The sequence below is a fragment of the Lentzea kentuckyensis genome (genome assembly GCF_002150765.1).
GTDB classification, from domain to species: Bacteria; Actinomycetota; Actinomycetes; order Mycobacteriales; family Pseudonocardiaceae; genus Lentzea; species Lentzea kentuckyensis.
This window is the reverse complement of sequence record NZ_MUYM01000108.1, coordinates 1-23,839: the sequence shown is the minus strand read 5'-3', so window position 1 is coordinate 23,839 and position 23,839 is coordinate 1. Positions and strand designations below refer to the sequence as shown.

Here is a 23,839-nt window from a genome sequence, read left to right as displayed (position 1 = left end):
TGGCTGAAGTCTTGACTCCCAATCCCATCGTTCACCAATGTTAGCGCTCACTTAACATGGTGAACGGAACGGGAGATCATCATGCAGGCCTCCTTACGACGACTCGGCGTCTGTGCCGCCGCTCTGCTCGCCGCCACACTGTCCGCCGCTGTGCCGGCGACCGCGGAGTCCAACGGTGGAACTCGGGTGATGCCGCTGGGCGACTCGATCACCGAGGGCACGCAGGTCCCTGGTGGCTACCGCATCGGGCTGTGGCAGCGGTTCGGTGGCGGGAACTACCGCGTCGACCTCGTCGGCTCGCAGTTCAACGGTCCCTCGTCGCTGGGCGACCACGACCACGAGGGCCATCCCGGCTGGCGCATCGACCAGATCGACGCGAACATCGTGTCCTGGCTCGGCGCCACGAACCCCCGCACCGTGCTGCTGCACATCGGCACCAACGACGTGCTCCAGAACCGCGATCTGCCCAACGCGCCCGCACGGCTGTCCGCTCTGGTCGACCGCATCACCGCGACCGCGCCCAACGCCGAGGTGTTCGTCGCGACGATCATCCCGCTGACCAACGAGGGGCAGGAGTCCGCCGCCCGCGCGTACAACGCCACGATCCCGGGCATGGTGCAGAGCAAGGTGAACGCCGGCAAGCGCGTGCATCTGGTGGACATGCACTCCGCGCTCACCACGGCCGACCTGATCGACGGCGTCCACCCGACCGCGACCGGCTACGACAAGATGGCCGCGACCTGGTACGCCGCGTTGCGCTCGGTGCCGGGCAGCATCGGTGACTCCACGAGCAGGCAGATCGTCGGCGTGCCTTCCGGCCGGTGCGTCGACGTCCCGGGGGCGACGACGACCAACGGCACCCAGGTCCAGCTGTGGGACTGCCACGGCGGGAGCAACCAGAGCTGGACCTACACCTCCGGCAAGCAGCTGACGGTCTACGGCTCGAAGTGCCTGGAAGCCTCCGGCTGGGGCACCTCCAACGGCACCCGCGTCGCGATCTGGGACTGCACCGGCGGGGCGAACCAGCAGTGGAACGTCACCACCGTCGGCACGATCACCAACGCGCTGTCCGGTCTGTGTCTCGACGCCAATGCCAACGGTTCCGCCAACGGCACGCAGCTGATCCTGTGGTCCTGTTCCGGTCAGTCCAACCAGCAGTGGAGGCCCTGACCCACGACGGTCAGGCCGGCGCGGCGGTGGACACCGGTGCGGTGAGCATGCCGATCACCAGGTCCACCAGCTCCGCGGCCGAGTGCGGGTCGTCCGGCGGCACGTCGCCCGCGCGGACGGCCCGTTCGCGGTCGGCGAGCAGGGCGAAGAGCACGGTGGGCAGGACGCGCAACCGGCGGCGCCGCACCGCGGGCGGCAGGTCGTGCAGCGCGCGGTCGAGGCGCATGATGATCAGCCGGACCGCGGCCCGTCCCGCCCGGTCGAGGTTGGTGTCCGCGGCCAGTGCGGGGTGGGTGCGGACCTGTTCGAGGAACCGGGCGTAGTGGGTGGCGCCGTGCTCGTAGGGGACGGTCAGCATCGGTACGACCAGCGCCGAGACCAGAGCGCGGACGTCCTGCGCCGCGCCGGCCGCCTCGGCCTCGGTGAGCAGCTCCAGGCGGTGGTGCTCCAGGTCGGCGATGCGGTGCTCGGCGACGGCGTCGATCAACCCGTCCCTGGAACCGAAGTGGTACTGCACCGCGGAGTTGTTGCGTTGCCCCGCGGCCGTCGCGATGTCGCGCAACGGCACGTCGACGCCCCGCTCGGCGATCAACCGCTCGGCGGCGACGATGATCCGCTCCCTGGCGTCCGCGCTGGCCACCTCACTACGTTAACACGCACTTCTTGACTTTTAAGCACGAGCGCTTAACGCTGGCCACGTGGTGACGGACATGTTCGCGCTGCCCGACGCGGTGGCGGTGGTGACCGGCGCGGGCCGCGGAATCGGTGCGGCGTCGGCGATGGCGCTGGCGGAGGCCGGCGCGGACGTGGTGATCAGTGCGCGCACCGCGGAGCAGCTGGACGAGGTGGCCGGCCGGATCGAGGCGATGGGGCGGCGGGCCGTCGTCGTCGCGGCGGATCTGTCCGATGTGGACGCTGTGGCATCGTTGGCGCACACGGCCTTCGAACGGTTCGGGCGTCTTGACGTCGTGGTGAACAACGTCGGCGGCACCCTGCCGAACACGTTCCTGACGACGACGCCGGACTTCCTGGAAGACGCCTTCCACTTCAACGTCACCACCGCGCACGCGCTGACCGTCGCGGCGGTCCCGCACATGCTCGCCGGCGGTGGCGGAGCGGTGGTCAACATCGCCTCTGTGATGGGCAGGCTCGCCGGGCGCGGCTTCCTGGCGTACGGCACGGCGAAAGCGGCCCTGACCCACTACACGCACCTGGCCGCCACGGATCTCGCACCGCGGATCAGGGTCAACGCGATCGACGTGGGCTCGGTGCACACGTCGGCGCTGGACGTCGTGGCGCGCGACGAGAAGATCAGGACCGCGATGGAACAGGCGACCCCGCTGCGCCGGCTGGGTCACCCCGACGAGGTCGCGGCCGCGGTGCTGTTCCTGGCGTCGCGGGCGTCCGGCTACACCACGGGCTCGGTGCTGCGGGTCGACGGCGGGATCGGCGCGCCCAATCTCGACTTCAACCTTCCCGATCTCTGAGGAGACCCCCGTGGCGCATCGCGTGGTGCAGTGGAGCACCGGCAACGTCGGCAAGTGGGCATTGCGCGGCATCATCGACCACCCCGCTCTGGAACTGGCGGGCGTGTGGGTGTCCAACCCGGCCAAGAACGGCCGCGACGCGGGGGAACTGGCCGGCGTGGACTCGGTCGGGGTCCTCGCCACCACGGACGCCGCCGCGCTGATCGCGGCGAAACCCGACTGCGTGGTCTACACGGCGATGGCCGACCACCGGCTGACCGAGGCGATCGACGACCTGTGCCTGTTGCTGCGGGCCGGGATCAACGTGGTGGCCAGCGGTCCGGTGTTCCTGTCCTATCCGGACGGCACCGTGCCGCCCGAGTTGGTCGAGCCCGTCCGCCAGGCTGCGGCCGAGGGCGGAAGTTCGTTGTGGGTCAACGGAATCGACCCCGGCTGGGCCAACGACTGGTTGCCGCTGCTGCTGTCCGGCACCTGCCAGCGCATCGACCTCCTCCGCTGCTCGGAGATCCTGGACTACTCCACCTACGACAACCCGTTGGTGCTGTTCGACATCATGGGCTTCGGCTCGACGCCCGACCACACCCCGCTGCTGCTGCAACCCGGCGTGCTCACGCTCGCCTGGGGCAGCGTGGTCCGCCAACTGGCCGCCGGCCTGGACGTCGAGCTGGACTCGGTCGCCGAACACCACGAGCGGTTCCCGGCGCCCGAACCGTTCACCGCCGCGGGCCGCACGATCGAGGCGGGCACCATGGCGGCACTGCGGTTCACCGTCAGCGGCATGATCGCGGGCGAACCCGTGCTGGTGCTCGAACACGTCACCAGGCTGCGGCCGGACCTCGCGCCGGACTGGCCGCAGCCGGCCGGCACCGGCTGCTACCGCGTGGAGATCACTGGCGAACCCAACTACGTGCTGGACCTGCGGCTGACCGGCGGGGACGGCGACCACAACACCGCGGGGGTGGCGTCCACCGCGATGCGTCTGGTGAACGCCGTCCCCGCGGTCGTCGAGGCCCCGCCCGGCCTGCTCACCGCGCTCGACCTGCCCCTGACCACGGGACGCGGCCTGGTCCGCGCCGGAGGGCGCCTGGAAGCTGGTCCAGCCCGGCCGTGAGTGGTTTCCGCCGCACTGGCAACGGAAACCACTCACGACGGATCAGCTGGCGATGCCGAAGAACTGCAGCGCGACGGCGGCCATCCCGGTCGACGGCAGGCTGTGCCCGGCGCCCTGGATGCTGTAGGCCTCGACCTTGTCGGCGTAGCGGCGGCGGTTCCAGCCGGCGCGCGGGGTGTCGGTGGACGTCGGTGTCTGGCTCAGGCCGAACACGTTGGTCCACTGCTCGATCGATTCCTGCAGCAGCGAGTACGGCACGAGAGTGTCGTTGGTGCCGTGCCACAGCTGGATTCGCGGCCGCGGGCCGGTGTAGCCGGGGTAGGCCTGCCGGACCGCGTCACCCCACTGCTGCGGGGTGCGGTTCATGGTTCCGTTGGTGCACTTGCTGCCGGGCGGCGGGAAGTCGGCGGCGTTGGCGAAGCAGTTGAAGGGCACGCCCATGAACGCCGCGCCCGCCTTGAACACGTCCGGGTAAAGGGCGAGCATGTGCTGGGTCATCATGCCGCCGGAGGACGACCCCGTGGCGAAGACCCGGCTCGGGTCGCCGCCGTAGCGTTGCTGGGTGTAGGTCACCATCGAGACGATCGAGACGGGATCGCTGCCGCCGCCACGACGTTTCGCCGCGGCGGACCAGGTGTCGAAGCACTTGCCGAACCCGGCCTGCTGTTGTGCGCTCGGGTAGATGACGATGAACCCGTACCTGTTGGCGAGCGAGGCGAACTCGCTGCCCGAGTAGAAGCCGGGACCCGAGCCGCCGCAACCGTGCATGGCGACCACGATCGCGGGCTGGGCCGGGCGCGCGTCCGGCACGTAGACGTGCATGCGCATCCCGCCGGGATTGTTGCCGAAGTTGGTCACCTCGACCAACGACGCGGCGGACGCCGATGGCGCGAGCAGGACGCCGGCGACGGTGATCAGAATGCTGACGAGCGTGGTGAACATGGTTCCGCGTGCGGTCATCGTCGACCTCCGGGTCAGGGATTCCGGAAGCCCGAAGGTATTCAGATTGGTGACGGTCGTCAATGTTTTGTCGAACGTCAACCTTCCCGCGGGTGTCGAACGGGAACCGCACGCGGACCTCGTCTGTGCGGCCGTCTCACTCCAGCCGCAGCACCGGTTTGATCGTCACGCCCGCCAGTGCGTCGTCGACCGCCTGCTGGATCTGCCCGAACTCGTAGTGGGTGATGAGCCGGTCGATCGGCAGCCGGCCGGCGGCGACGAGCTCGACGAGCACCGGAATCAGCGACTGCGTCTCGGCGTCGCCCATGGTGAGCCCGACGACCCGGCGGCCGGGCAGCATGAAGTTCACGTTGACCGGCACCTGCGTGCCGAACGCGGGCGCGCCGACGATCACCGCGGTGCCGCGGGTCGCGAGCGAGGAGATCGCCACGCCGAGCACGTCGGCGTTGCCGGTGGTCTCCACGACGCCGTCGACGCCGCGGCCGGACGTGAGTTTCGCGATCGCCTCGCCGAGGTCGGTGTGCGTGGTGTCGACGGTGTCGGTGGCGCCGAGTTCGGTGGCGAGCGCCAGCCGTCCCGGCATCCGGTCGACCGCGATGATCCGGGTCGCGGGGGTGAGCCGGGCCGCCATGACCGCAGACAGCCCGACCGCGCCCGCCCCGGTGACGAGCAGCGTGGCGCCGGGCCGTGGGGCCAGCACGTTCCAGACGGCACCCGCACCGGTCATGACCCCGCAGCCGAGCGGGGCGAGCAGGTCGAGCGGCGCGTCGGCGGGGGCCTTCACGACGCTGCGTTCGTCGACGACGGCGTGGTGGGCGAAGCTCGACTGACCGAAGAAGTGGCCGCCGAGCGGGACGCCGTCACGGGAGATCGGCGACGTCCCGTCGGCGCGTTCGCCGCCGATGAGGTTCGACGGCAGCCAGGTGTCGCAGTAGGCCGGGTGACCTTCGCGGCAGTTCGGGCAGCGGCCGCAGGAGGTGTAGCTCAGCAGCACCCGATCGCCCGCGGCGACCTTGGTGACCGCGGCGCCGACCTCCTCGACGATCCCGGCGCCCTCGTGACCGAGCACGCCGGGCAGCGGGAACGGCAGGTGGCCGCCCGCGACGCCGAGGTCGGTGTGGCAGATGCCGGCCGCGGTGACGCGGACGCGGATCTCCTCCGGGCGCAGGTCGTCCAGCGTCACCTCGGAGAGCGTGAACCCGGAACCGGCGGACTCGACCACGGCCGCCGTCGTTGTCGTGGACATGGACTTCTCCTCAGGCCAGCGAGATGACGACGGACTTGGTGCGGGTGTAGGCGGCCAGTGCCTCGGGGCCGTACTCGCGGCCGTAACCGGAGTCCTTGACGCCGCCGAACGGGATCGCGGGGTCGAGCATCGCCCAGTCGTTGACCCAGACGATGCCCGCCTGCAGCCGGGCGGCGACCCGGTGGGCACGGGCGAGGTTCTCGGTCTGCAGGCCGGCGGCGAGGCCGTAGGAAGTGCCGTTGGCCATGGCGATGGCCTCGTCCTCGGTGTCGAACCGCTGCACGGTCAGCACCGGCCCGAAGATCTCCTCCTGCACGACGGGGGAGCTGTCCGGCAGATCCGCGATCACCGTGGGGTGGAAGAAGAACCCGTCGCGGTCGGCCCGCTGCCCGCCTGCGACGATCCGGCCGCCGGCCGCCTTCGCCTGTGCGACATAGCCTTCCACTTTGGAGAGATGACGTTCGCCGGCCATCGGCCCGATGACGGTGGCCGGGTCGAACGGGTCACCGAGCGGGACGTGCGGCACGGCGTCGGCGAGCGCCTCGACGACGGCGTCGTACAACGGCGCCGCGACGAGCAACCGGGGACCGCCCATGCAGAACTGGCCGGTGTTGAACACGAATCCCTTGATGGCCGCGCCGATCGCCTTCTCCAGATCCGCGTCCTCGAAGATGATGTGCGCCGCGTTGCCGCCCAGCTCCATCGTCATCGGCTTGAGCTGGGCCCCCGCCACACTCGCCGCGTGCCTGCCGACGGCCGTGGATCCGGTGAAGGCCACCTTGTCGACGCCGGGGTGGCGCAACAGGTGTTCGCCGATCTCGGTGCCGTACCCGGTCACCACGTTGACCACACCCGCCGGCACACCGGCCTCGGCGAAGATCTCGGCCATCAGCAACGCGCTGAGCGGCGTGTCCTCAGCCGGCTTGTGCACCACCGCGTTGCCGGCCGCGAGCGCGGGCGCGATCTTCGAGCTCGACAGGATCAGCGGAAAGTTGAACGGCGTGATCGCCGCGACCACCCCGACCGGTTCGCGCCGCGTGTAAGCGTGTGCAGGAATGGGAATCTGCCGCGTGGCCCCGTCGATGCCCTGCGCCAGCGCCGCGTAGTACTCGTACTGCTCCGCGGTCGTCTCCACGTCGACCGGCCGGCACAACGAAACCGGCTTGCCGACATCGAGGCTCTCCACCGCCACCAGTTCGTCCGCCCTGGCCCGCACCACGTCCGCGACCCGGTGCAGCACCCGCGCCCGCTGCCTGCCCGGCGTGGCCGCCCAGCCCTCGAACGCCTCGCGCGCCGCGTCGACCGCGTCGTTGACGTCCGCCGTCGAACCCCTGGCCACCGACGTGACCACAGCGCCCGTGGACGGGTCGACGACGTTGATCCGCCCGCCTTCCGCCGGCTCCCGCCACTCGCCCCCGATGAACAACCGCCCAGGCGTGACGTCGGGGCGCCGCACCGTTGCGGCGGGCCGGTCGTCGACTGTGGTCATGTGGATTTGCCTTCCTGTGACAGGCTTCGCTGTGATCGGGGAGAGCGATGTGGAGGGTGAGGCACTTGCGACCGTCGCTGATGTACGAGATCAAGCAGGTGGAGCTGGCGGTGCGCGCACTGATGGACGAGGTGCTGCGTCCGGCCGGCGTGACGACCGTGCAGTACACGGCGCTGACGGTGCTGGCCGGCCGCGACGGCCTCACGTCAGCGGAACTGGCGCGGAAGTCGTTCGTGACGGCGCAGACGATGACCGACATGGTCGCCGCACTCGAACGGCGTGAGCTGATCGCCCGCGAGCAGGACCCCGCACACGGCAGGAGGTTGCTGATCAGCCTCACGGACAAGGGCAGGACGTTCCTGAAGGAGCACGCCACCGAGATCGCGGCGATCGAGGAACGCATGGTGAGCAGGCTCGACAAGGACGAGCGAACCGCGCTGCACGACCTGCTCAACCGGTGCCGCGCCGCTCTCGCCGGCTCCTAGCGACCACGCATGCTTCAGCTCCTCGTCGAGCGTAGGTATCAGGACATCGAATATCAGGATTCCTGATATAGAAAGCATGCGTCCGCCTTGTTGAACTGTCAAGTGCTTCTTGCCGGTCACCGCGCGGCGGCGAGGATCTCCAAGTCGCGGACAGGGTGCTCGCGGCCGTACTCGACTCCGGGGAACGGTGGGTTGATCATCGACGGGGCGACCGTCCGCCTCGGGTTGAAGCCGCCGACCGCGCAAATGTCCATTATGGACCCTGAGCCGCTCGCCATCGGATCGTTATTGTCGCGAAAGGGGTTTACGCCTCCGTCCAGGCATTCGGTGTCGACGGGGCCGCTGAGGGGTGCGGCCGACCGTCTACTTCGCATCATTTTCGACGTTTCCTGTTTCTCGTCGTCGGCCTGTGAGTGCGCTTGGATGTTGGCCGGATGGGGATTTTCGACGAACAGGAGCCCGCCTGATGCGTTCGTTAGTTTTGGCATTAATGGTGCTTCTCGGGCTGACCGCGCCCGCCGTGGCGGCACCGCCCGAGAAGCTCATCGTGCTACCAGGGGCGAAGTCGGCCGAGGGCATCACCGAAGGGAGGGGAACCACCTTCTACGCCGGAGACCTCTTCGCCGGCGACATCTACCGCGGTGACGTCAGGCGCGGCACGGCCGCGTTGTTCATCGACGCCCCGGCCGGCCGGAATGCGATCGGCATGACCGCCGACCTCCGGCACGACCTGCTCTTCGTGGCGGGCGGCTTCACGGGCCAGGCCTACGTCTACGATCTGAGAACCGGCAAAACCGTTGCGGTGTACCAGTTCGCCGAGGCCGACAAGGGCATGGTCAACGACGTCACGCTGACCGCCGACGGCGCCTGGTTCACCGACGCGCGGCAGGCACAGCTCTACTTCGTGCCGATCAGCCATTCCGGCAAGCTCGGCCAGTTCCGCACGCTGGCGTTGACCGGTCCGGCAGCGGATGCCGGCGGGTCGGTCAACAACAACGGCATCACCACCTCTCCCGACTCGCGGTCGTTGATCGTGGCGCACACCACCCGCGGTGAGCTCAACAAGGTCGATCCGCGCACCGGCGCGAGCGAGACCATCCAGGGTGTCAGCGTCCCCGGCGCGGACGGGATCGTCCGTGACGGCCGCACGATGTGGGTCGTGCACAACAACCAGGTCAGCCGCATCCGCCTCGACCACCACACGACGGCGGGCACCCTGGAGAAGGTCATCACCAGCCCGACGTTCCAGTCGCCCAGCACCGTGGCGAAGTTCGGTGGCCGGCTGGCGGTCGTCAACGCCAAGTTCGACACCGGCTTCCCGCCCACGGCCGACCAGTACGAGGTCGTGGTCGTCAACAGCTGATCACTGCGACGCGGGCCCGGCACGATCTCGTGCCGGGCCCGCGTCGCGGATCTCGTTCGGTTCGCGCGGCCTGGGTGATGACCGTGCGCGGCAACGGCCTGCTCAGGCTGATCGCGACTTCCCCCGAACTCCTTGCTGACCTCGATTCCGATGGCCGCACCGATGGCCGTGGTCAATCCCGGCGAGGGTGGTCAACAGACTTTCTGCCGCACCGGCAGGATCACCGCCGACGGGTGGTCCGCTCCGTGGAACACCTCCTGGTCGGCGGTGAGGAGCGTGACCGCGTCGGCGCGTGGCTCACCGGTACCAGGATTGCGCCCGTAGAGCGGAAAAGCACCGCTGGAAACCTGCACACGGATGCGGTGGCCCCGTTTGAACACATGTGCCGTGGGCCAGAGCGACACCGTGACGAGGCGGAGCTCGTCGGCATTGGTGGCGCTGATGAAGCCGTCGCAGATGTTGAACGAGCGCCCGCGGGAATCGACATCGCACAGGCGGACGAAGACGTCGGCGTGGCGCAGGCTCGAGCGGAACCAGATCTCCGCACTGACTTCACCGATCACCTCGACGTCCGATTCCAGGACGGACGTGGTGTAGGTGAGCACGTCGGGACGGGCTTCCAGCTTCGCGTTGTCGACCTTGCCGGCGCCGGAGAAGAGCCGGGGTCCCCCGACCGCCGGAGTCGGGTCTGCCGGGTCGTAGCGGTATCGGTCCACAGTGGACTCGACCGGCTGGTCGCGCGACAGTTCTCCGCCGGGCTGGAGGTGGAAGCGCTGTGGGGAGTATCCGGGCGGCGGCCACGACTCGAAGTCGCGCCACTCCTCCTCGCCCATGACGTACAGGCGCACCGGTGGGCGTGGTGGCGGCTGCTCACCGCGCGCGTAGGAGAGCCCGAACTCGAGGGTCTGCTTCAGTTGTTCCCTCGTGACTCCGGAGCTGCTGTGCTGCCAGGGGCCAATGGTCAGCCTGGCCGGCTGACCGGTCTCGCGCACGGCCTGGTGGTCGCGCAGCTGGCCGGGCAGCAACAGGTCGTACCAGCCGGAGACGGCGCTGACCGGGACGGTGACCCGGCCGGCGTTGGCACGGTGGTCGCCGTCCGCCCGGTGCTCGTCGGTGGCGTCGTGGGCGAGGGTGTCCTGGTAGAACTGGCGGTGGTGCCCGAGGAAGGCGGCGTCGGCCTGGCGCAGGGGCAGGACGTGCATGGCTCGTTTGATCTTCGGCAGGTTGAGCAACAGCCGGAGCAGCGCGCCGCGGCGTTCCTGGCCGGCGACGCTGATGTCCCACGACAGCGCCGACTCGAGTGCGGAGACCAGGTCGACGGGAATGGTCGCGCTCGTGACCGTGGGAATCATCGCCGTGACCCATTCCGGCAGCTGGTCCGCCACCGCCCATTGCACGTAGCCGGTGTAGCTCGCGCCGGTCAGCACGACCGCGCCGGTGAACCACGGCTGCTCGGCGAGCCAGTCGAGGGTCGCCAGGCCGTCGGCTCGCTCGTTGCGGAACGCCTCGAACGTGCCGCCGGAGCCGAAGGTGCCGCGCGCGCTCTGCGTCACGACCTGGAAACCCCGCTCTGCGAGCGTGCGCGTCAGCAGGTTGATCGGAAGTCCCCGCCGCCCGTAGGGGGTGCGGATGAGCGCGATCGGCAGCGAGTCGCCTCCTGCCCGCGGTGCCCAGCGGTCCGCCAGCAGCTCGCCGCCGTCGGGCATCGGCACGCGCAGATCCTTCTCGACCACGACATCGCGGGTCAGCGGCGGAGGTAGCTCCAACAACCGCTCGAGAAGGCGGCTGGTGAGGTGCGGACGGCCCATTCGGCCAGGGTGCCCGGTGCACGGAACTCCGCACTACTGTCCGGAGTGGGTAACGGCTCAGAGGTCGTACCCGAGGGCACGGGCGGCGTTCGCGGCGGCGAGCCGGTTGTGACAGTCCAGCTTGCGCATCACGCTGCGCAGGTACGCCTTCACCGTGCCGGGCACAAGTCCCATGCGTTCCGCGATTTCGGCGTTGCCCAGGCCGAGCGCGGCGTGGCACAGCGCTTCGTACTCCCGTTCCGACAGCCCTGACTGTGCGGCCGCGACGCGATGCCCCTCCGCGAGCCGGGTGCGGATGTCCATCAGTTCGGCGCGGATGCGGTGGTCGTCCACCCGGTCGATGATCGAGCTGAGATCGGCGTGGAGCGCCGATGGTCCGTCGGCGCGAACCGGACGCCGCTGCTGGGCCGATGCCGATGGCCGGGCCAGAAGGAGTTCTGCATCACGTGCCACCGTCATGACCGCGAATTTGGGCCGGTCGCCGATACCGAGTCGCCGGCGCCATGCCGCGTACAGCACTCCCAGCGCCCGGCCGGTGACCACCAGAGGCACGGCCATGATCGCGTGGAGACCTTCCGCTGCCACCGCCTGGTCGTAGTGGTGGCTGATGCTCCGCGCTCTGACGTAGTCGTCGACCGCGACGGGTTGCCGCAACACCATCGCTTTGCCACCGAGCCCGGTGCCGCCTCGTACCACGAGGCCGTGCAGTGCCTCGGTGCACGTGCCCAGCGTTCGTTCGATCACCAGCTGCCGGCCGCCGGGCGTCACCCGCGCGCAGAACGCAACGTCCATTCCGGACTCTTCACGGATCCTGTGCAACGCCCGGTCGACCACGTTGGTCCACTGCGCACTCGCGATTCGGGTCGCTGCCGCATCGGTGCGCGACGTCATGGCGCGACGGCCAGCGCGCTGTTGAGCGCTTGTGCTTGCAGACGCCAGAACTGGCGGCTGACTTCGGCTTTGGGGAACACGAGGTCGAAGCCGTGGAACGCGCCGGCGACAACGTGGAGCTCGCAGGGGACGCCGCTGTCGTCGAGCCTGAGGGCGTACTCGACGTCCTCGTCGTGGAACAGGTCGAGGGTGCCGACCCCGATCCAGGCCGGCGGGAGACCGGTGAGGTCCTCGCGGCGGGCGGCCACGGAGTACTGGGGCACAGCGGGACCGGCGACGGCGTCGCCGAGGTAGGTCGACCAGCCGTAGCGGTTGCTCTTCGGCGTCCACATGCGGTGGCCGCGGGTGTCGATGTCCGTGCGCGTGGTGGTGCGGTCGTCGAGCATGGGGTAGACCAGCAGCTGGAACACGGGCCGGATCTCGCCGCGGTCGTGGGCGAGCTGGGCGAGTGCCGCGGTGAGCCCGCCTCCGGCGCTGGCGCCGCCGATCGCGATGCGTTCAGGGTCGATGTGGAGTTCGTCGGCCTGTGCGACAAGGCCTTGCAGCCCGGCGTAGGTGTCTTCGACCGCGGCGGGTGCGGGACTCGTGGAGGCGAACCGGTAGCGGACGGCGGCGACGGTGATACCGAGCTCGCGGGCGAAGGCGGCGTTGTTGCGGTCGTCCTGTTCGGGAGAACCGAAGATGAGCCCGCCTCCGTGGATCCAGAGCAGAGCAGGGGCCTTGGCCGACAAGCCATCCGGCTGGAAGACCCGCATCGACACCGGTGGTGCGCCCTGTGGTCCTGGCACGAACATCTCGCGGACCGTGACACCTGGCCCAGGTTTGGTCGGTCGTGGCTTCAGGCTGCGCACGACGCGGGACGTGAACGGGCCGTAGGAGAAGTTCGGGATGAAGCGGGCGAGCGCGAGGTCGGGGTGGAACGATTTCATGGATTGCCTTCGGCTCTAGGAGTTAGATCCACTTTGGACGTTGGTACCTGGTTGGCCGGCTTGTCAACGTTTCGGCGTGCTCGCCCTCTCGGCATCGACGCTCACCTCCACTAAAGCGCGTTAGTGACGTGTTCGCAAGCCGGGTCGTGCGTTGCACTCGGCCGGGTGACGGCCGCGTTGCCGCAAGGTGAACGCCGAGTCAGACCGACTGGCGCTCGATCACCCAGGTGACCTCGGGCCCAGCCGGTACGGGCCGGTTCTCGAGCAGGCTGGTGACCGCGTCGACGAGGTGGCGCGCGGTGTCCCGCATGTCGACCGCCACCATCGTCAAGGGCGGAGCGGCAAGGCGTGCCGCCGGGGAGTCGAGAGCTCCGATCACCGCCAGGTCCGCCGGTGCCGTCAGCCCGTGCGCGCGCAGGCCCGCCAGGACGGCCAATGCCGCCACGTCGTCGTGAGCGCACACACCGGTGACCGCTGGGACCATCTCGCGCCAGGTCGCGACGGCGTCGATGGCCGCGGCGGCCCCCTGATCGTCACTCGGAGTGGGAAGGGCGACCGGGGCCGGCAGGCCGTGCTCGGCGCACGCTCGTTGTAGCGCTGTCAGGCGCCTCTCGCTCGCCTCGGCCAGGTATTCGTCATGCGGACGGGCATAACCGAGCCGGCGGTGTCCTGCCTTGAGCAGCCGCTCGACCTGCAGTCGGGCGATGCTGTTCTCGCGAGGCCCCCAGATCCATTGTGCGACGGGGTCGGACTCGGCGGTGAGCGAGACCACGGCGCGCACACCGTCGCGTTGCATCGCGACGACGTCGCGATCAGGCAGATCCCACGCGAGAACGGCCACGGGCGTGACGGCGGTCCACACGTCACCGTCGGGCCTGCGGGACCAGGGGTGGATCACCGTGGTGAGCCCGACCGCCGCGAAGTCCGCTGTCAGAAACTCGACCAGTCCGCCGAGGTTGGTGCTCAGCGGCAGTTGAGGGGGTTGGTAGATGAGCACGACGTCGCTGGTGCCGCGGCTGAGTGTCCGTGCCTCCGCGGAGGGGGCGTAGCGCAGCCGCGCGGCCGCTTCGAGGACGCGTTGCCTCGTTGGTTCGGGGATCGTCTGTCCCTTGGTGCCGTTGAGCACGAAACTGACGGTGGCCCTGGAGACCCCGGCCTCCCTGGCGACGTCGGCACTGGTGGCCCGGCGCCCCGAACGCGCAGCAGCCTCGCCCGCCATCGATTCCCCTTCTGCTTGTGGGTCCACCACGTCCGGTGTAGCGTACCCGCCCATCACTAACGCGCGTTAGTGATTGGCTTGGCCACACCGTGGATGAGCTTCGCCGATGGGCCAGGCGGGCAGCCACTCGGCCCGCCACCGTCGTCGACGCCGATCACCGGCAAAAAGGAGTTGATCGTGTCCGAACCGCTGACCTTCCCCGACGGCTTCCTCTGGGGCGCCGCGACCGCCGCGCACCAGGTCGAGGGCAACAACACGAACAGCGACTGGTGGGAATGGGAGACCGACCCCTCTCCCAAGGCGCCCATGGCGGAACCCTCGGGCCTGGCCTGCGACCACTTCCACCGCTACAAGGACGACATCGCACTGCTCGCGGAGACCGGGCTGAACACCTACCGCTTCTCCGTGGAGTGGGCACGCATCGAGCCCCGCCCGGGAGAATTCGACCGCGAGATGCTCCAGCACTACGCCGACATGGTCGCCACCTGTATCGACCACGGCGTCACTCCGATGGTCACGCTGCAGCACTTCACGTTGCCCGCGTGGGTCAGCCACGCCGGTTTCTGGACGAACCCCGACTTCCCCGGCTTGTTCGGTCGCTACACCCGGCACGTGATGGAACACCTGGAAGACGGCGTTCCCTACGTCAGCACGATCAACGAGCCCGGCAACGTGATCACCCGAGGCTATCTGGGCACCTTCCCGACTCCGCCCTTCGTCCGGAACCTCGACGCGTTCGACGCCGCGGCCGCGGGCCTGAACGCCGCGCACCGCACCGCCCGCGACGTCATCCACGAAGTCGCACCCGGGGTCAAAGTCGGTATGTCACACGCGATGCAGGACTGGCACGCCGACGCCGGTGGAGGCCCGACGATGGAATGGGCCAGGGAAGTCCACGAAGACCGGTACTTCGCCGAAACCGCCGACGACGACTTCGTCGGCGTCCAGACCTACACCCGCCTGGACGTCAACGCCCCCTGGATCCTCAGGCCCGTCATCGCGGCGGTTCTGCGCAATCGCCGTCTCACGCAGTCACTCGTCCTGCCGATGCTGCGCCGCGAAGCAGCAGCCGCCGTGCCGACAGGAGGAGCACCCGCTGACGGGATCCGCCGCACCCTGATGGGTTACCGGTGGGCACCGGAGGCAGTCGAGGTCACGAGCCGACGAGTGGCGAAACTCTTTCCGGGCAAGGAAATCGTCATCACCGAGCACGGCGTCGCGACCGACGACGACGCCGAACGCGTCGAGTACCTCCGAGACGGCCTGCGCGCGGTGCACCGGTTGATCGCCGACGGACTGCCCATCGCCGGCTACGTCCACTGGTCCCTGCTGGACAACTGGGAATGGTGGGACGGCTACCGCCCCACGTACGGGCTCATCGCTGTCGACCGCTCCACCCAGGACCGGACCGTCAAGCCGTCGGCCCGCTGGTACGGCGACGTGGCCAGGACCAACCGTGTGCCGGCCCGTTCAGCGAGTCGTATGTGAGATCAAGGCGCGTCCGCGCGTGCAGGACGATGCGCATCGCCGTCCATTATCCCTTGCCGTCGAACGGTTTCGAGTGTCTGCACGACGAACTGCCACGGCCTGACGTCGAGCTGCCGCAGTCCTGGCGCGTGGTCATGCGCGACCGTCACTACGGCCCCGACGAACAGCAGCCACCAGAACGCCCTTGCAGGCCAGCAAACCCGGCCGAGCCGGGCTTTGTGGAACGGAACGTGCCGCTCCTCGTCCTGCAGAATCCGATCCGCGACATCAGCGGTGAGCGGGTCACGACAGCCGTCCCGCAACGCCCGGTAGTACCGCAGCGCCACGGTTTCCGCGATGAGCAGCACCATCAGCTCCAGTCGCAGTCCCAGCGCACGACGTAGCCGCACGAACACCGCGTCCGTCCAGTGCGAACTGATCGTCGGCCGACCGGCCGCCCGCAGCAGATGCTCCAGCATCCGCGCGTGGTTCTGCTCCTCGGCGACGAACAACCGCACCGCCGCGCCGTACGTCCCGCCGCCCGCCTTGGCGATCAGGTTGGCGCCGTCGCCGGACTCGCCGACCTGGAACCGTTGCACGCTCTTGACGACGTCAGGGTGCAGCCGGGCGCCGACGGCCCAGTCGGGGTCACCCATGCGCTTGCGGCGCGCGGCTTCGGCCTCGAAGTTCTCGACCCATGTGGTGAACATGACGGGAAGACGGTCGGGTCACCGCACGCGTTGGCCGGATTGTGGGGAGGTTCTGTGAAGACTCGGTGTGCGTGTTCGACAGGCCCGGTGAGGGTTCGGCGGCAGAATCCGTCCGAAGGCGACGAGGACGAGGACTTCTCCGACCGCAGCCGGCTCACCTGAGAGGCGATCACCGTGACGTCGAACCCGCGGTTTCCCTTCGAACACGACCACAACATCCGCCGGTACCACTGGGCCGGCTACGTCATTCCTGCTGTTCTGGTCGTGTCGTCGATCGCCGGAGCCGTGAAGTATCCCAGCTGGCTTTGGCTGCCGCCCGTCGTCTGCTCGCTGGGGACGGCGTTCGCGACGTTCCGCATTCGCAGCCGCACCAGCTACGGGCAGGTCTTCGCCTACGCGGCCACGGCGCTGGTGCTGATCATCATCGCGATTGTGGCGGTGAACCTGGCCGTGAAGTCTGCCGTACCTCGGTGACCCATGCCGTCAGCCGAAGGCCCAGCAGCGCAGGTGGCCTCGTGACGTGGATGAGTCGCCATGCCGCCAGCAGGAAAGGGCAGACGGCATGGCGCTCCTCCGGATTCACTCGGTCAACGAGGATGCCGTCAGTGTCGCGGAATCCGGTACGTCCCGCGGCGCGATGAGCTCTTCGGTGCCGACGGACTTCGACAGCGCTGCCGCCGCCGGAGCGATCGACCCGTCGGCCAGCATCGGGTGTACGGAGATCAGCGTGGCAGCGTCACCGTCGACGGAGAACGTCACCACCTGTTCCTGGGGGAGCGTGGTCGACTCGGGATCCAGGGTGAGCGTCAGGGCGGTGCCCGTTGGGTCCGCGGAGTTGCCCGGCCGGACTGGATCCGCGCCGAGCGGGACACGCACCGCGGCCGATGGGGTTTCCCGGACAAGGTCGCGGATGGCCCGTTCCATCTCCCGGTGATCGAGGTCGTACAGACCGGGCATCGCCTCCTGAATCCCGCGTTGCAGGATGTAGATCGGGAAGTCAGGCCAGGCCGCACGCACACCGAGCCCCGCCGGATGGCGCGGGTTGAGCTCGGTGAGGAAGATTTCGCCGTCACCCGTGGCGATGCCATCCACCCCGAAAATGCCTCGATAACCAAGGCCGGACAAGTACTCGCCGGTCATCCGGGCTTTCTCCCGGATGACCGCGGTGACATCCTCGTTCGGCCTCCAGAACGACGACGTGCCACAGTACAAGAAGCGGCTGAGCCGATCGTTCACCACAGTGACGATTTCCACCGGGTCAAATACGGCGACACCGCTTTCCAGTGCCATTCCGAGAATGCTGAAAGGGGTGCCGGGGATGAATGGCGTGATCCTGATCCTGTCCGCCGCACCCGAACTCCACTCGCGGGCGGAATCCAGCTCCTCCCGTGTGCGGATCCAACGCAATCCAATCGCCGCACCGGTGATTTCTCGTGACGCGTCGACCGCCATGACGACACCGAAACCCTGGTCGAGTTCCACGGCCCGGTCCGCGAGATCTGGATCGTCCGGAGTGCAGATGGCGTGAGGAGCCGACTGGACGTTCGCCTCCCGCCAGAGCTCCTCAACGACGACCTTGTCCTCCCAAGAACCCCACAGCGGACGACGCCATCCGTGCACCACGTAGTCGCCGACCAGCCCGGTCTGGGTGTGAGTGCTGCCGACGAACGTCCACGACCTCTGGGGGTCCCGGGCCCGGAGCCATTCGGTGAGCGAGTCGGGCGGTTCCGCCAGCAGCGCATCGAACTGTCGCTGCGACAACCCGGGAAAGCCCTGTTGTGCCGCGGACCAGACGTGCGGGACAGGCGGTGCGTCGGCGGCCGGAAGATTGGCCGTGATCACCGCCTGCACCCGTGCCCCGCAGCTTTCCAACTCACCGATGAGCTTGGCGACGATGCCGATGTACTGCGATACCAGCAGCACGACATCCCGGCCCGACCAGTAGTCGGTCAATGCCTCGACGGCTCCCGCGAGTACCTGTCGAGGTGAGAGTTCCGTGTCGGGCGTCGGAGACGGTCGAGATGAGGTCACAGATTCTCCTCCAGAAGAAGGTGGCGCACCTTGTCGGCCTGCGCGGTGAAGACAGCGGGATCGATCTGGGTGAGCACCGTGTCGATGACATGGGCATACGCGGGTTCAGGAACCTTCGGCAGCACCCATGTGCGGTTCTTGTCGCTGGACTGGTGTCCGCGGAGACACGAGGTGCTCAGCTCGTAGTCCGCCAGCACGGTGGCCCGGGGAACGCCGAGGCCGGTGAGGATGCCCGCGATGACAAGGCCCGTGCGGTCCTTGCCCGCCGCGCAGCCGACGATTGTGGGATGTTCCCCGAGGACCTTGATGACCGCTTCGATCGCGTCAAGATGGGCGGGGATGTGGTCGAGGTAGCGCCGTAGGAATCCATCGGGGCTGTCATCGGTGTCCCCGGAGTGTTTGGTCTGCAGAGGCGCCGGATTCCACCGCCAGCCCAGCTCCAGCAGGGCGGTTGGCTCTCCACTCTTGGCGATCTCACCCTCCGTCCTCAGATCCACGTAGACGCCTGTGCCGACCTCCGCGGTGAGCAGCGCGGCGGTGGTCGGCGATACCGGTGACAACGCGGCGGTGCGCAACAGCCGCTGCCGCTTGATCCGGTGGTTGGTCGTGGTGACCAGTCCGCCGAGATCACGTGTGTTCGCCAGGTGATCGGACAGGACCAGGTGCTCGTTCTTGGTGATCACTTCTTCTGCCCCCAGCGTGCAATGGTGTCGACTTGCTACCGCCAGAACTCGGCCATGAGGAGCAGCTGGCGATGGCGGGTCAGGGTCCGCCAGCAGTCGCAGTTCCTCGTCTCGGCCCGGCAGCACGTTGGGGACGGTAGTGGCTCCAGCCGGACATCGGAGGCGACAGTTTCGCGAGGCAAAACACGGCCGCGAACTGCTGCCGGTGCGGGATCCGCGCACAAATTGTCGTCGGCACGCGGAAGGCCGGTGGACCTCGCGGAACCTCAGTCCTTACGCTCGGCGAGCAGCGCCTGACGGAGTGGCCCGCGCAACCACGCGTCGACCTCACGCTGGCCACGCAGTCGCACGACGATCAGATCGGGATGCCCGCCTTCCTCGATCAGGGCGACCAGCCGGGCTCGAATGTCGGGGTGAGACTTCCACGCCCAGCGAACGATGTGGTCGCGATCGGTGAAGAAGGTGTGCAGCGGGAGTTCCTTGTTCCCGTTCCACAACTCGACACCGGCAAACCTTCGGCGCACGGTCCGGCGAATGGTGCGGGCCACGGTGAGCCAACGTGGGTGATCCAGCCAGACGAGGACGTCGGCGCGCTCCGTCGTCTCAGCGCGCACGGGGTCGCCCTGCCATTCGATCGCCCACTCGTCGCCGCGGATGATCTCCCGGACAGAATCCTGCCAGTTGTCCAGCACCGTCCACCCGGGCCCGTGGAAGAGGGAATCGAGTTCGACGTAGGGAAGGTTGAGCAATTCACTCAGTTCTTTTGCGAGGCTGGATTTTCCAGAACCTGAAGAACCGGCCACTGTTACCCGTCGTGGCACCCGTGGCAGCGGGTCCAGACTGCGGAGTACGCGCATGCGGGGACTTTATCATGTTCACGGATATCGGCTTTTCAGAGCTAGGCCGGCATCACCAGCGCCTGTGAACCCGATGTGCCACCGCCCGACGAAGACACGGATGCCTCATTTTGTTCATTCGTGGAGTGCTGGAGGTAGTGTCTGTTGATGAACAATGGTCAGTCGTGAAATAGCCCGGGTGATGGAGATGTACAAGAGTCGTTGCCCGTGTTGTCCCTGGGACAGGATGTCCTGCGGTTCGACCAGGATGACGTGGTCGAACTCCAGGCCCTTCGCCTGGCTTGCCGGCACCAGTGCGACACGTCGTTCGTGATTGATTTGGTCCGGGGTTGTCAGGTCGACGCTCATCCCCAACAACTCCGCCCGCATGGTGTCCACGTCGGGATCGGTGACTATCACCCCGATGCTGCCCTGTTCCGGCGGTATTTCTTTCAGGATTTCGCTAATTCTTCCCGCCCGAGAGACGGCCGTGCGCGGTTCGGGTTCGTCCTCCAGTGACACGATTGTCACCGCGTCGGCCACCGAGCGCGCCGATGTGCTTTTCGGCAGGTCCGGGTCTATCTGTTCGAGCAGCCTGTTCGCCATGCCCAGGATCTGCCGGGGAACCCGGAAACTCGTCCGCAATTCATTGATCACGCCAGGGAGTCCCAGTCCTGAGAGGACCTCCTGCCATGAACCCAACGAGCCCGGAGTAGTGCGTTGCGCGAGATCGCCGAGCAGGGTCGCCGAACCGGAACAGCGGCGGGCGACAGCACGCCACTGCATCGCCGACAGGTCCTGTGCTTCGTCGATCACCAGATGGCCGAAGCGGCGCCCCGGAGCCAGATGGGACGACAGCTCGTCGAGGAGCACGTAGTCACCCATGGTCCATTTCGCGCGGCCGGCCGTGGCGGGTGGAGTCGGCCAGGAGAGCAATTTCTGCTCTTGCGGTGTCAGGACGCCGTCTGCGCACTCGGCCAGGTGGTCAGGATCGGTGAGCAACCGGAACAGGATCTCCTGGGGCTTGATCTTCGGCCAGACGTGCTCCACGAGTGTCTTGGTCTGCCGGCAACGCGAGATCTTCTTGACCTCGCCGTCGGTGAGTGTGCGCCCACGAGCCTCGACCCGCCTTCGGACCAGCTCGGCGACCTGGATGCTCAGCTGTTCCCGGGCGTCCAGGAAAGGCCGGGCTTCCCGCATCACGTCGGTCGTCAGAGACCGGAGCTCGTCCAGGCTGACGCGGACGTACGGGCTTGTCTGGGTGATGACCAGGTCCTCGGTGGGCATGGACACCACCCGTCGCACCGCGCGTTCCAGGACCACGGCCATCCGGGCATCGGCCTTGATCAGCGCCGCGCGAGGTTCCTCCTCGGGACGAGGAAGCTTGGCCCCGACCAGTCCCGCGAGTGATTCGTGGTTGGTCTGCACTTCGCCCAGGGCCGGAAGCACCCGTGCGATGTACCGGATGAACGTGTCGTTGGGGCCCACGACCAGTACACCCTGATTACGAATCCGGGCGTACTCGAACAGCAAGTACGCCGCCCGGTGGAGTCCGACCGCGGTCTTACCCGTGCCTGGTCCGCCTTGCACGACAAGGGCATCCGTCATGCCCAGCCGAATAATATGATCTTGGTCGGGCTGAATGGTCGCGACGATGTCCCGCATCGGGCCGAAGTGGGCCCGCTCGATCTCCAGCCGCACCAGCGAACTCAGCTCGTCGGCGCCGCAGGGCGTACCGAGGAGCTCATCGTCGAATCCGGTCATCTCGTTGTCGATGGAGAAGCCGTATCGCCGCCGGCGCACGACTTCCATCGGATTCGCCTCGCTGGCCCGGTAGAAGCGGGCGGCCATCGGCGTTCGCCAGTCGATGGTCACTGGTGTCCCGGAGGTGTCCGACACATACCGTCGACCCACGTAGATCGGATCGGGCTCCGGACCGTCGAGCCGGCCGAAGAACAGGGGCGAGGACTCTCTGTCGTCGAGTTGCCAGGCGTTGCGGGAGAACCAGAACGCGCCGTCGTCGTCGCCGCGTTTCGCCGCTTGCTCCGCCTTGCGCCTGGACTCCTCACGGCTGTCGGTCAGGCACTGGCGCACATAGGCCAGGTGCCGGCGTTCAGCGGTGAGCTCGTCATGGCCGCTCACGGTCCTTGAGTCGCTGGTCATCCGGCGGTCAGACAGCCTGGAGGCAGACGCTTCGCCGTGGCGTTCGCGATCGGTACGACTGCCAGGAGCAGCAGCGCCATGAACAGCCACAGCACGGAATTGCTCACGGCGTACAGCGAGGTGAACAGCGCTGGCGCGAGCACGTTGCCCAGGCCCCACGACGTCTGCAGAACCGCGCTGTACCGACCCTTCAGTTCTTGAGGCGCCGCCAAACTGGCCGCGGCGGTGATCGGCGGTGCGAAACCCGCCTCCGCGACAGCCGTCAGAACCGCGACGGCCACGATGATCGGTACAGCGGCGGAGGCCCCGAAGGTGCCTCCGGGTACCAGCAGCAGGAAGCTGCCCACGAAGGCGATCGCGGACACGTTGATGATCCACAACCGGGACGTGCGCTCACTCAGCCTGATGACCGGAGCCTGGATCAGTGCGAGCAAACCGTTCGCGACGATCACCGACACTCCGGGCAGCCAGGACGGGCCTCCCAGCGTGTGGATGGCGACCACGGGCAAGATCACGACGAAGCTGCGTGCAGCCAGTCCGAACTGCACCTGAATCAGGCACAGCATCAGGTAGGGACGGTCCGCCAGGATCCGTCGCCAAGGGGTGGCCAGGCTTTCGGCTTTCGGCATGGCGATGCGGCTGGTGGCCACACCCGCCACCAACACCGCGACCAGCGTGATGGTTGCCGCCAGCACGTAGCTCAGGCCGTTTGCGTAGCCGAGGATGTTCAGCCCGGACGGATTCCCGATGAACAGACCGCTGAGTCCCGCGCCGACGCCGAGGCCGACGATGCGAGCGACGTTCTGGGCACCGAGCACCCGGTCCAGGGCTTGTCCCGCGGGGACCAGTCGTTCGAGCAATGGTGCGTTGGCAGTCCAGAAGAGGCGATCGGCGCCCGCGAACACCGCGCTCAGCAGGGCGATCTGCCAGACCTGGTCCACCACCGTGTAGAACAGGAAAACACTGCCGCACAGCACATTGGCGATGACGGCGATGAACGCGGGCCCCCGCTTGTCGATCAAGCCACCGCCGTTGGGAGCCGCGACGAGTCCGATGATTCCACCGATCGTCAGCGCGAGTCCGACCTGCTCCGCTGGCAGACCCTTGCCGTCGATGAAGAAGATCAAGCTGACCGGCATCCACAGGCCGCCACCGATCGTGTCGATCAGTGCCGAGAAGATGTACAGCCGCCGTCCAATGAGAGAACGACGCCCCCTGTTTTCGGTGTGCTCCGTAACCTGTTTCGGCGCGCGTTGCTCTGCTGCCGATTCCACGTCAACCTCCTGGTACGTGACCCGAGATTCCCCCAGTGACGGCCTCTCAGGAACAACTTTCGTCTGTGTGCCGGCACGCCGGCGGTAGGCAATTGAGGATTCCCAGGCGTAATAGGTGTGCGCGGCGCCCCTCCGGACCCAGGAGGGGAACCCCTTGATCTCCGCCGCGCGGCGCAGGCCATCGTAGCGGATTCCAGTATTGGCTCCTCATGAAGCCGTCAACCGACCGCATCGGGAGCGACCGCGGTGCAGATCGTGCACTCCTCGCGCTGCGGCTGGCCGCCGGGCAGCCGCGGACTCGACCTCGGCTCGATGTGACCTGGCTGCGGTGTGCGGGGCTCCAGGCTAGGCACACACCGGAATCTGTGCCACCAACGGCGGCATGGAATTCGGTTTTTTCACCGGTTCGGTGGCAGGTGGTTTCACGTGGTGAAACCGCTCTGGGCGGGCTAGTGGTGGTGTGGCCCGGAACGTTTCCGGTGCGCGCATGGCCACGACCAGCGCAGTTGGTGGTAGT

The 23,839-nt window shown here is 68.0% G+C and carries 22 protein-coding genes; 7 read left to right on the top strand and 15 right to left on the bottom strand.

The annotated features are described in order from the left end of the window. The first annotated feature begins 81 nt into the window (after positions 1-81). Positions 82-1,170 carry an RICIN domain-containing protein gene (locus B0F77_RS38945; protein WP_086668076.1) on the top strand — a complete coding sequence of 363 codons (1,089 nt, stop codon included), beginning with the start codon at positions 82-84 and terminating at the stop codon, positions 1,168-1,170. Positions 1,171-1,180: 10 nt separating this feature from the next. On the opposite strand, the gene B0F77_RS38940 is transcribed toward B0F77_RS38945, so the two are convergent. Then, positions 1,181-1,810: a TetR/AcrR family transcriptional regulator gene (locus B0F77_RS38940; RefSeq protein WP_086668075.1), complete on the bottom strand. Its 630-nt coding sequence runs from the start codon at positions 1,808-1,810 to the stop codon at positions 1,181-1,183. Positions 1,811-1,868: 58 nt separating this feature from the next. On the opposite strand from B0F77_RS38940, the gene B0F77_RS38935 reads away from it, so the two are divergent. Next, positions 1,869-2,657 (top strand): SDR family oxidoreductase, encoded by a 789-nt coding sequence (locus B0F77_RS38935; RefSeq protein ID WP_086668074.1) that lies wholly within the window; start codon positions 1,869-1,871, stop codon positions 2,655-2,657. Positions 2,658-2,667: 10 nt separating this feature from the next. Beyond that, the gene (locus B0F77_RS38930; protein ID WP_086668073.1) at positions 2,668-3,768 is read left to right on the top strand and encodes an NAD(P)H-dependent amine dehydrogenase family protein; all 1,101 of its coding nucleotides are present in this window, start codon (positions 2,668-2,670) and stop codon (positions 3,766-3,768) included. A gap of 42 nt (positions 3,769-3,810) precedes the next feature. On the opposite strand, the gene B0F77_RS38925 is transcribed toward B0F77_RS38930, so the two are convergent. From B0F77_RS38925 to B0F77_RS38915, 3 genes are all read right to left on the bottom strand, one after another. Beyond that, complete coding sequence (locus B0F77_RS38925; RefSeq protein ID WP_169731046.1) at positions 3,811-4,728, bottom strand: extracellular catalytic domain type 1 short-chain-length polyhydroxyalkanoate depolymerase; 918 nt, start codon at positions 4,726-4,728, stop codon at positions 3,811-3,813. A gap of 136 nt (positions 4,729-4,864) precedes the next feature. Then, positions 4,865-5,974 (bottom strand): NAD(P)-dependent alcohol dehydrogenase, encoded by a 1,110-nt coding sequence (locus B0F77_RS38920; protein ID WP_086668071.1) that lies wholly within the window; start codon positions 5,972-5,974, stop codon positions 4,865-4,867. A gap of 10 nt (positions 5,975-5,984) precedes the next feature. Further along, a complete protein-coding gene (locus B0F77_RS38915; protein ID WP_086668070.1) occupies positions 5,985-7,463 on the bottom strand; it encodes an aldehyde dehydrogenase family protein in 1,479 nt (492 codons plus the stop codon). Between the two features lie 65 nt (positions 7,464-7,528). Between B0F77_RS38915 and B0F77_RS38910 the strand changes: the two genes are divergently transcribed. Next, a complete protein-coding gene (locus B0F77_RS38910; RefSeq protein WP_245849232.1) occupies positions 7,529-7,948 on the top strand; it encodes a MarR family winged helix-turn-helix transcriptional regulator in 420 nt (139 codons plus the stop codon). Positions 7,949-8,064: 116 nt separating this feature from the next. On the opposite strand, the gene B0F77_RS48270 is transcribed toward B0F77_RS38910, so the two are convergent. After that, entirely contained in the window at positions 8,065-8,202 is a 138-nt protein-coding gene (locus B0F77_RS48270) for a hypothetical protein (protein WP_158102945.1), read from the bottom strand. Positions 8,203-8,438: 236 nt separating this feature from the next. On the opposite strand from B0F77_RS48270, the gene B0F77_RS38905 reads away from it, so the two are divergent. Beyond that, positions 8,439-9,311 (top strand): SMP-30/gluconolactonase/LRE family protein, encoded by an 873-nt coding sequence (locus B0F77_RS38905; RefSeq protein WP_211294257.1) that lies wholly within the window; start codon positions 8,439-8,441, stop codon positions 9,309-9,311. Positions 9,312-9,502: 191 nt separating this feature from the next. Here the strand turns inward: B0F77_RS38905 and B0F77_RS38900 are convergent, their stop codons facing one another. The 4 genes from B0F77_RS38900 to B0F77_RS38885 form a co-directional block, all read right to left on the bottom strand. Continuing rightward, positions 9,503-11,119: a CocE/NonD family hydrolase gene (locus B0F77_RS38900; protein WP_086668067.1), complete on the bottom strand. Its 1,617-nt coding sequence runs from the start codon at positions 11,117-11,119 to the stop codon at positions 9,503-9,505. Positions 11,120-11,176: 57 nt separating this feature from the next. Then, on the bottom strand, positions 11,177-12,010 hold the full coding sequence (locus B0F77_RS38895) for a LuxR C-terminal-related transcriptional regulator (RefSeq protein WP_086668066.1): 834 nt from the start codon (positions 12,008-12,010) through the stop codon (positions 11,177-11,179). Continuing rightward, positions 12,007-12,939 (bottom strand): alpha/beta hydrolase, encoded by a 933-nt coding sequence (locus B0F77_RS38890; RefSeq protein ID WP_086668065.1) that lies wholly within the window; start codon positions 12,937-12,939, stop codon positions 12,007-12,009. The genes B0F77_RS38895 and B0F77_RS38890 overlap by 4 nt, the downstream gene beginning before the upstream one ends. A gap of 199 nt (positions 12,940-13,138) precedes the next feature. Further along, positions 13,139-14,158 carry a LacI family DNA-binding transcriptional regulator gene (locus tag B0F77_RS38885; protein WP_086668064.1) on the bottom strand — a complete coding sequence of 340 codons (1,020 nt, stop codon included), beginning with the start codon at positions 14,156-14,158 and terminating at the stop codon, positions 13,139-13,141. Positions 14,159-14,335: 177 nt separating this feature from the next. Between B0F77_RS38885 and B0F77_RS38880 the strand changes: the two genes are divergently transcribed. After that, a complete protein-coding gene (locus tag B0F77_RS38880) occupies positions 14,336-15,646 on the top strand; it encodes a glycoside hydrolase family 1 protein (RefSeq protein WP_211294256.1) in 1,311 nt (436 codons plus the stop codon). Positions 15,647-15,648: 2 nt separating this feature from the next. On the opposite strand, the gene B0F77_RS38875 is transcribed toward B0F77_RS38880, so the two are convergent. Next, positions 15,649-16,335 (bottom strand): ferritin-like domain-containing protein, encoded by a 687-nt coding sequence (locus B0F77_RS38875; RefSeq protein WP_086668062.1) that lies wholly within the window; start codon positions 16,333-16,335, stop codon positions 15,649-15,651. Positions 16,336-16,509: 174 nt separating this feature from the next. Between B0F77_RS38875 and B0F77_RS38870 the strand changes: the two genes are divergently transcribed. Next, complete coding sequence (locus tag B0F77_RS38870; RefSeq protein ID WP_086668061.1) at positions 16,510-16,809, top strand: hypothetical protein; 300 nt, start codon at positions 16,510-16,512, stop codon at positions 16,807-16,809. Between the two features lie 105 nt (positions 16,810-16,914). On the opposite strand, the gene B0F77_RS38865 is transcribed toward B0F77_RS38870, so the two are convergent. From B0F77_RS38865 to B0F77_RS38845, 5 genes are all read right to left on the bottom strand, one after another. Beyond that, positions 16,915-18,288, bottom strand: coding sequence for an ATP-grasp domain-containing protein (locus B0F77_RS38865; RefSeq protein ID WP_086668060.1), 1,374 nt, complete (start codon positions 18,286-18,288; stop codon positions 16,915-16,917). 74 nt (positions 18,289-18,362) lie between these two features. Then, complete coding sequence (locus tag B0F77_RS38860) at positions 18,363-19,175, bottom strand: tyrosine-protein phosphatase (RefSeq protein WP_211294255.1); 813 nt, start codon at positions 19,173-19,175, stop codon at positions 18,363-18,365. Positions 19,176-19,315: 140 nt separating this feature from the next. Beyond that, positions 19,316-19,906 carry a P-loop NTPase family protein gene (locus tag B0F77_RS38855; protein WP_086668059.1) on the bottom strand — a complete coding sequence of 197 codons (591 nt, stop codon included), beginning with the start codon at positions 19,904-19,906 and terminating at the stop codon, positions 19,316-19,318. 114 nt (positions 19,907-20,020) lie between these two features. Further along, entirely contained in the window at positions 20,021-22,027 is a 2,007-nt protein-coding gene (locus tag B0F77_RS38850) for a HelD family protein (RefSeq protein ID WP_158102942.1), read from the bottom strand. 17 nt (positions 22,028-22,044) lie between these two features. Continuing rightward, positions 22,045-23,322: an MFS transporter gene (locus tag B0F77_RS38845; RefSeq protein WP_086668057.1), complete on the bottom strand. Its 1,278-nt coding sequence runs from the start codon at positions 23,320-23,322 to the stop codon at positions 22,045-22,047. Between the last annotated feature and the right edge of the window lie 517 nt (positions 23,323-23,839).

What these genes read in the sequence shown, in the direction of transcription:
- B0F77_RS38920 (WP_086668071.1), bottom strand. Translation starts at nt 5,974, where the DNA reads ATGTCCACGACAACGACGGCGGCCGTGGTCGAGTCCGCCGGTTCCGGG.
- B0F77_RS38890 (WP_086668065.1), bottom strand. Translation starts at nt 12,939, where the DNA reads ATGAAATCGTTCCACCCCGACCTCGCGCTCGCCCGCTTCATCCCGAAC.
- B0F77_RS38925 (WP_169731046.1), bottom strand. Translation starts at nt 4,728, where the DNA reads ATGACCGCACGCGGAACCATGTTCACCACGCTCGTCAGCATTCTGATC.
- B0F77_RS38855 (WP_086668059.1), bottom strand. Translation starts at nt 19,906, where the DNA reads ATGCGCGTACTCCGCAGTCTGGACCCGCTGCCACGGGTGCCACGACGG.
- B0F77_RS38900 (WP_086668067.1), bottom strand. Translation starts at nt 11,119, where the DNA reads ATGGGCCGTCCGCACCTCACCAGCCGCCTTCTCGAGCGGTTGTTGGAG.
- B0F77_RS38885 (WP_086668064.1), bottom strand. Translation starts at nt 14,158, where the DNA reads ATGGCGGGCGAGGCTGCTGCGCGTTCGGGGCGCCGGGCCACCAGTGCC.
- B0F77_RS38895 (WP_086668066.1), bottom strand. Translation starts at nt 12,010, where the DNA reads ATGACGTCGCGCACCGATGCGGCAGCGACCCGAATCGCGAGTGCGCAG.
- B0F77_RS38875 (WP_086668062.1), bottom strand. Translation starts at nt 16,335, where the DNA reads ATGTTCACCACATGGGTCGAGAACTTCGAGGCCGAAGCCGCGCGCCGC.
- B0F77_RS48270 (WP_158102945.1), bottom strand. Translation starts at nt 8,202, where the DNA reads ATGGACATTTGCGCGGTCGGCGGCTTCAACCCGAGGCGGACGGTCGCC.
- B0F77_RS38915 (WP_086668070.1), bottom strand. Translation starts at nt 7,463, where the DNA reads ATGACCACAGTCGACGACCGGCCCGCCGCAACGGTGCGGCGCCCCGAC.
- B0F77_RS38945 (WP_086668076.1), top strand. Translation starts at nt 82, where the DNA reads ATGCAGGCCTCCTTACGACGACTCGGCGTCTGTGCCGCCGCTCTGCTC.
- B0F77_RS38905 (WP_211294257.1), top strand. Translation starts at nt 8,439, where the DNA reads ATGGTGCTTCTCGGGCTGACCGCGCCCGCCGTGGCGGCACCGCCCGAG.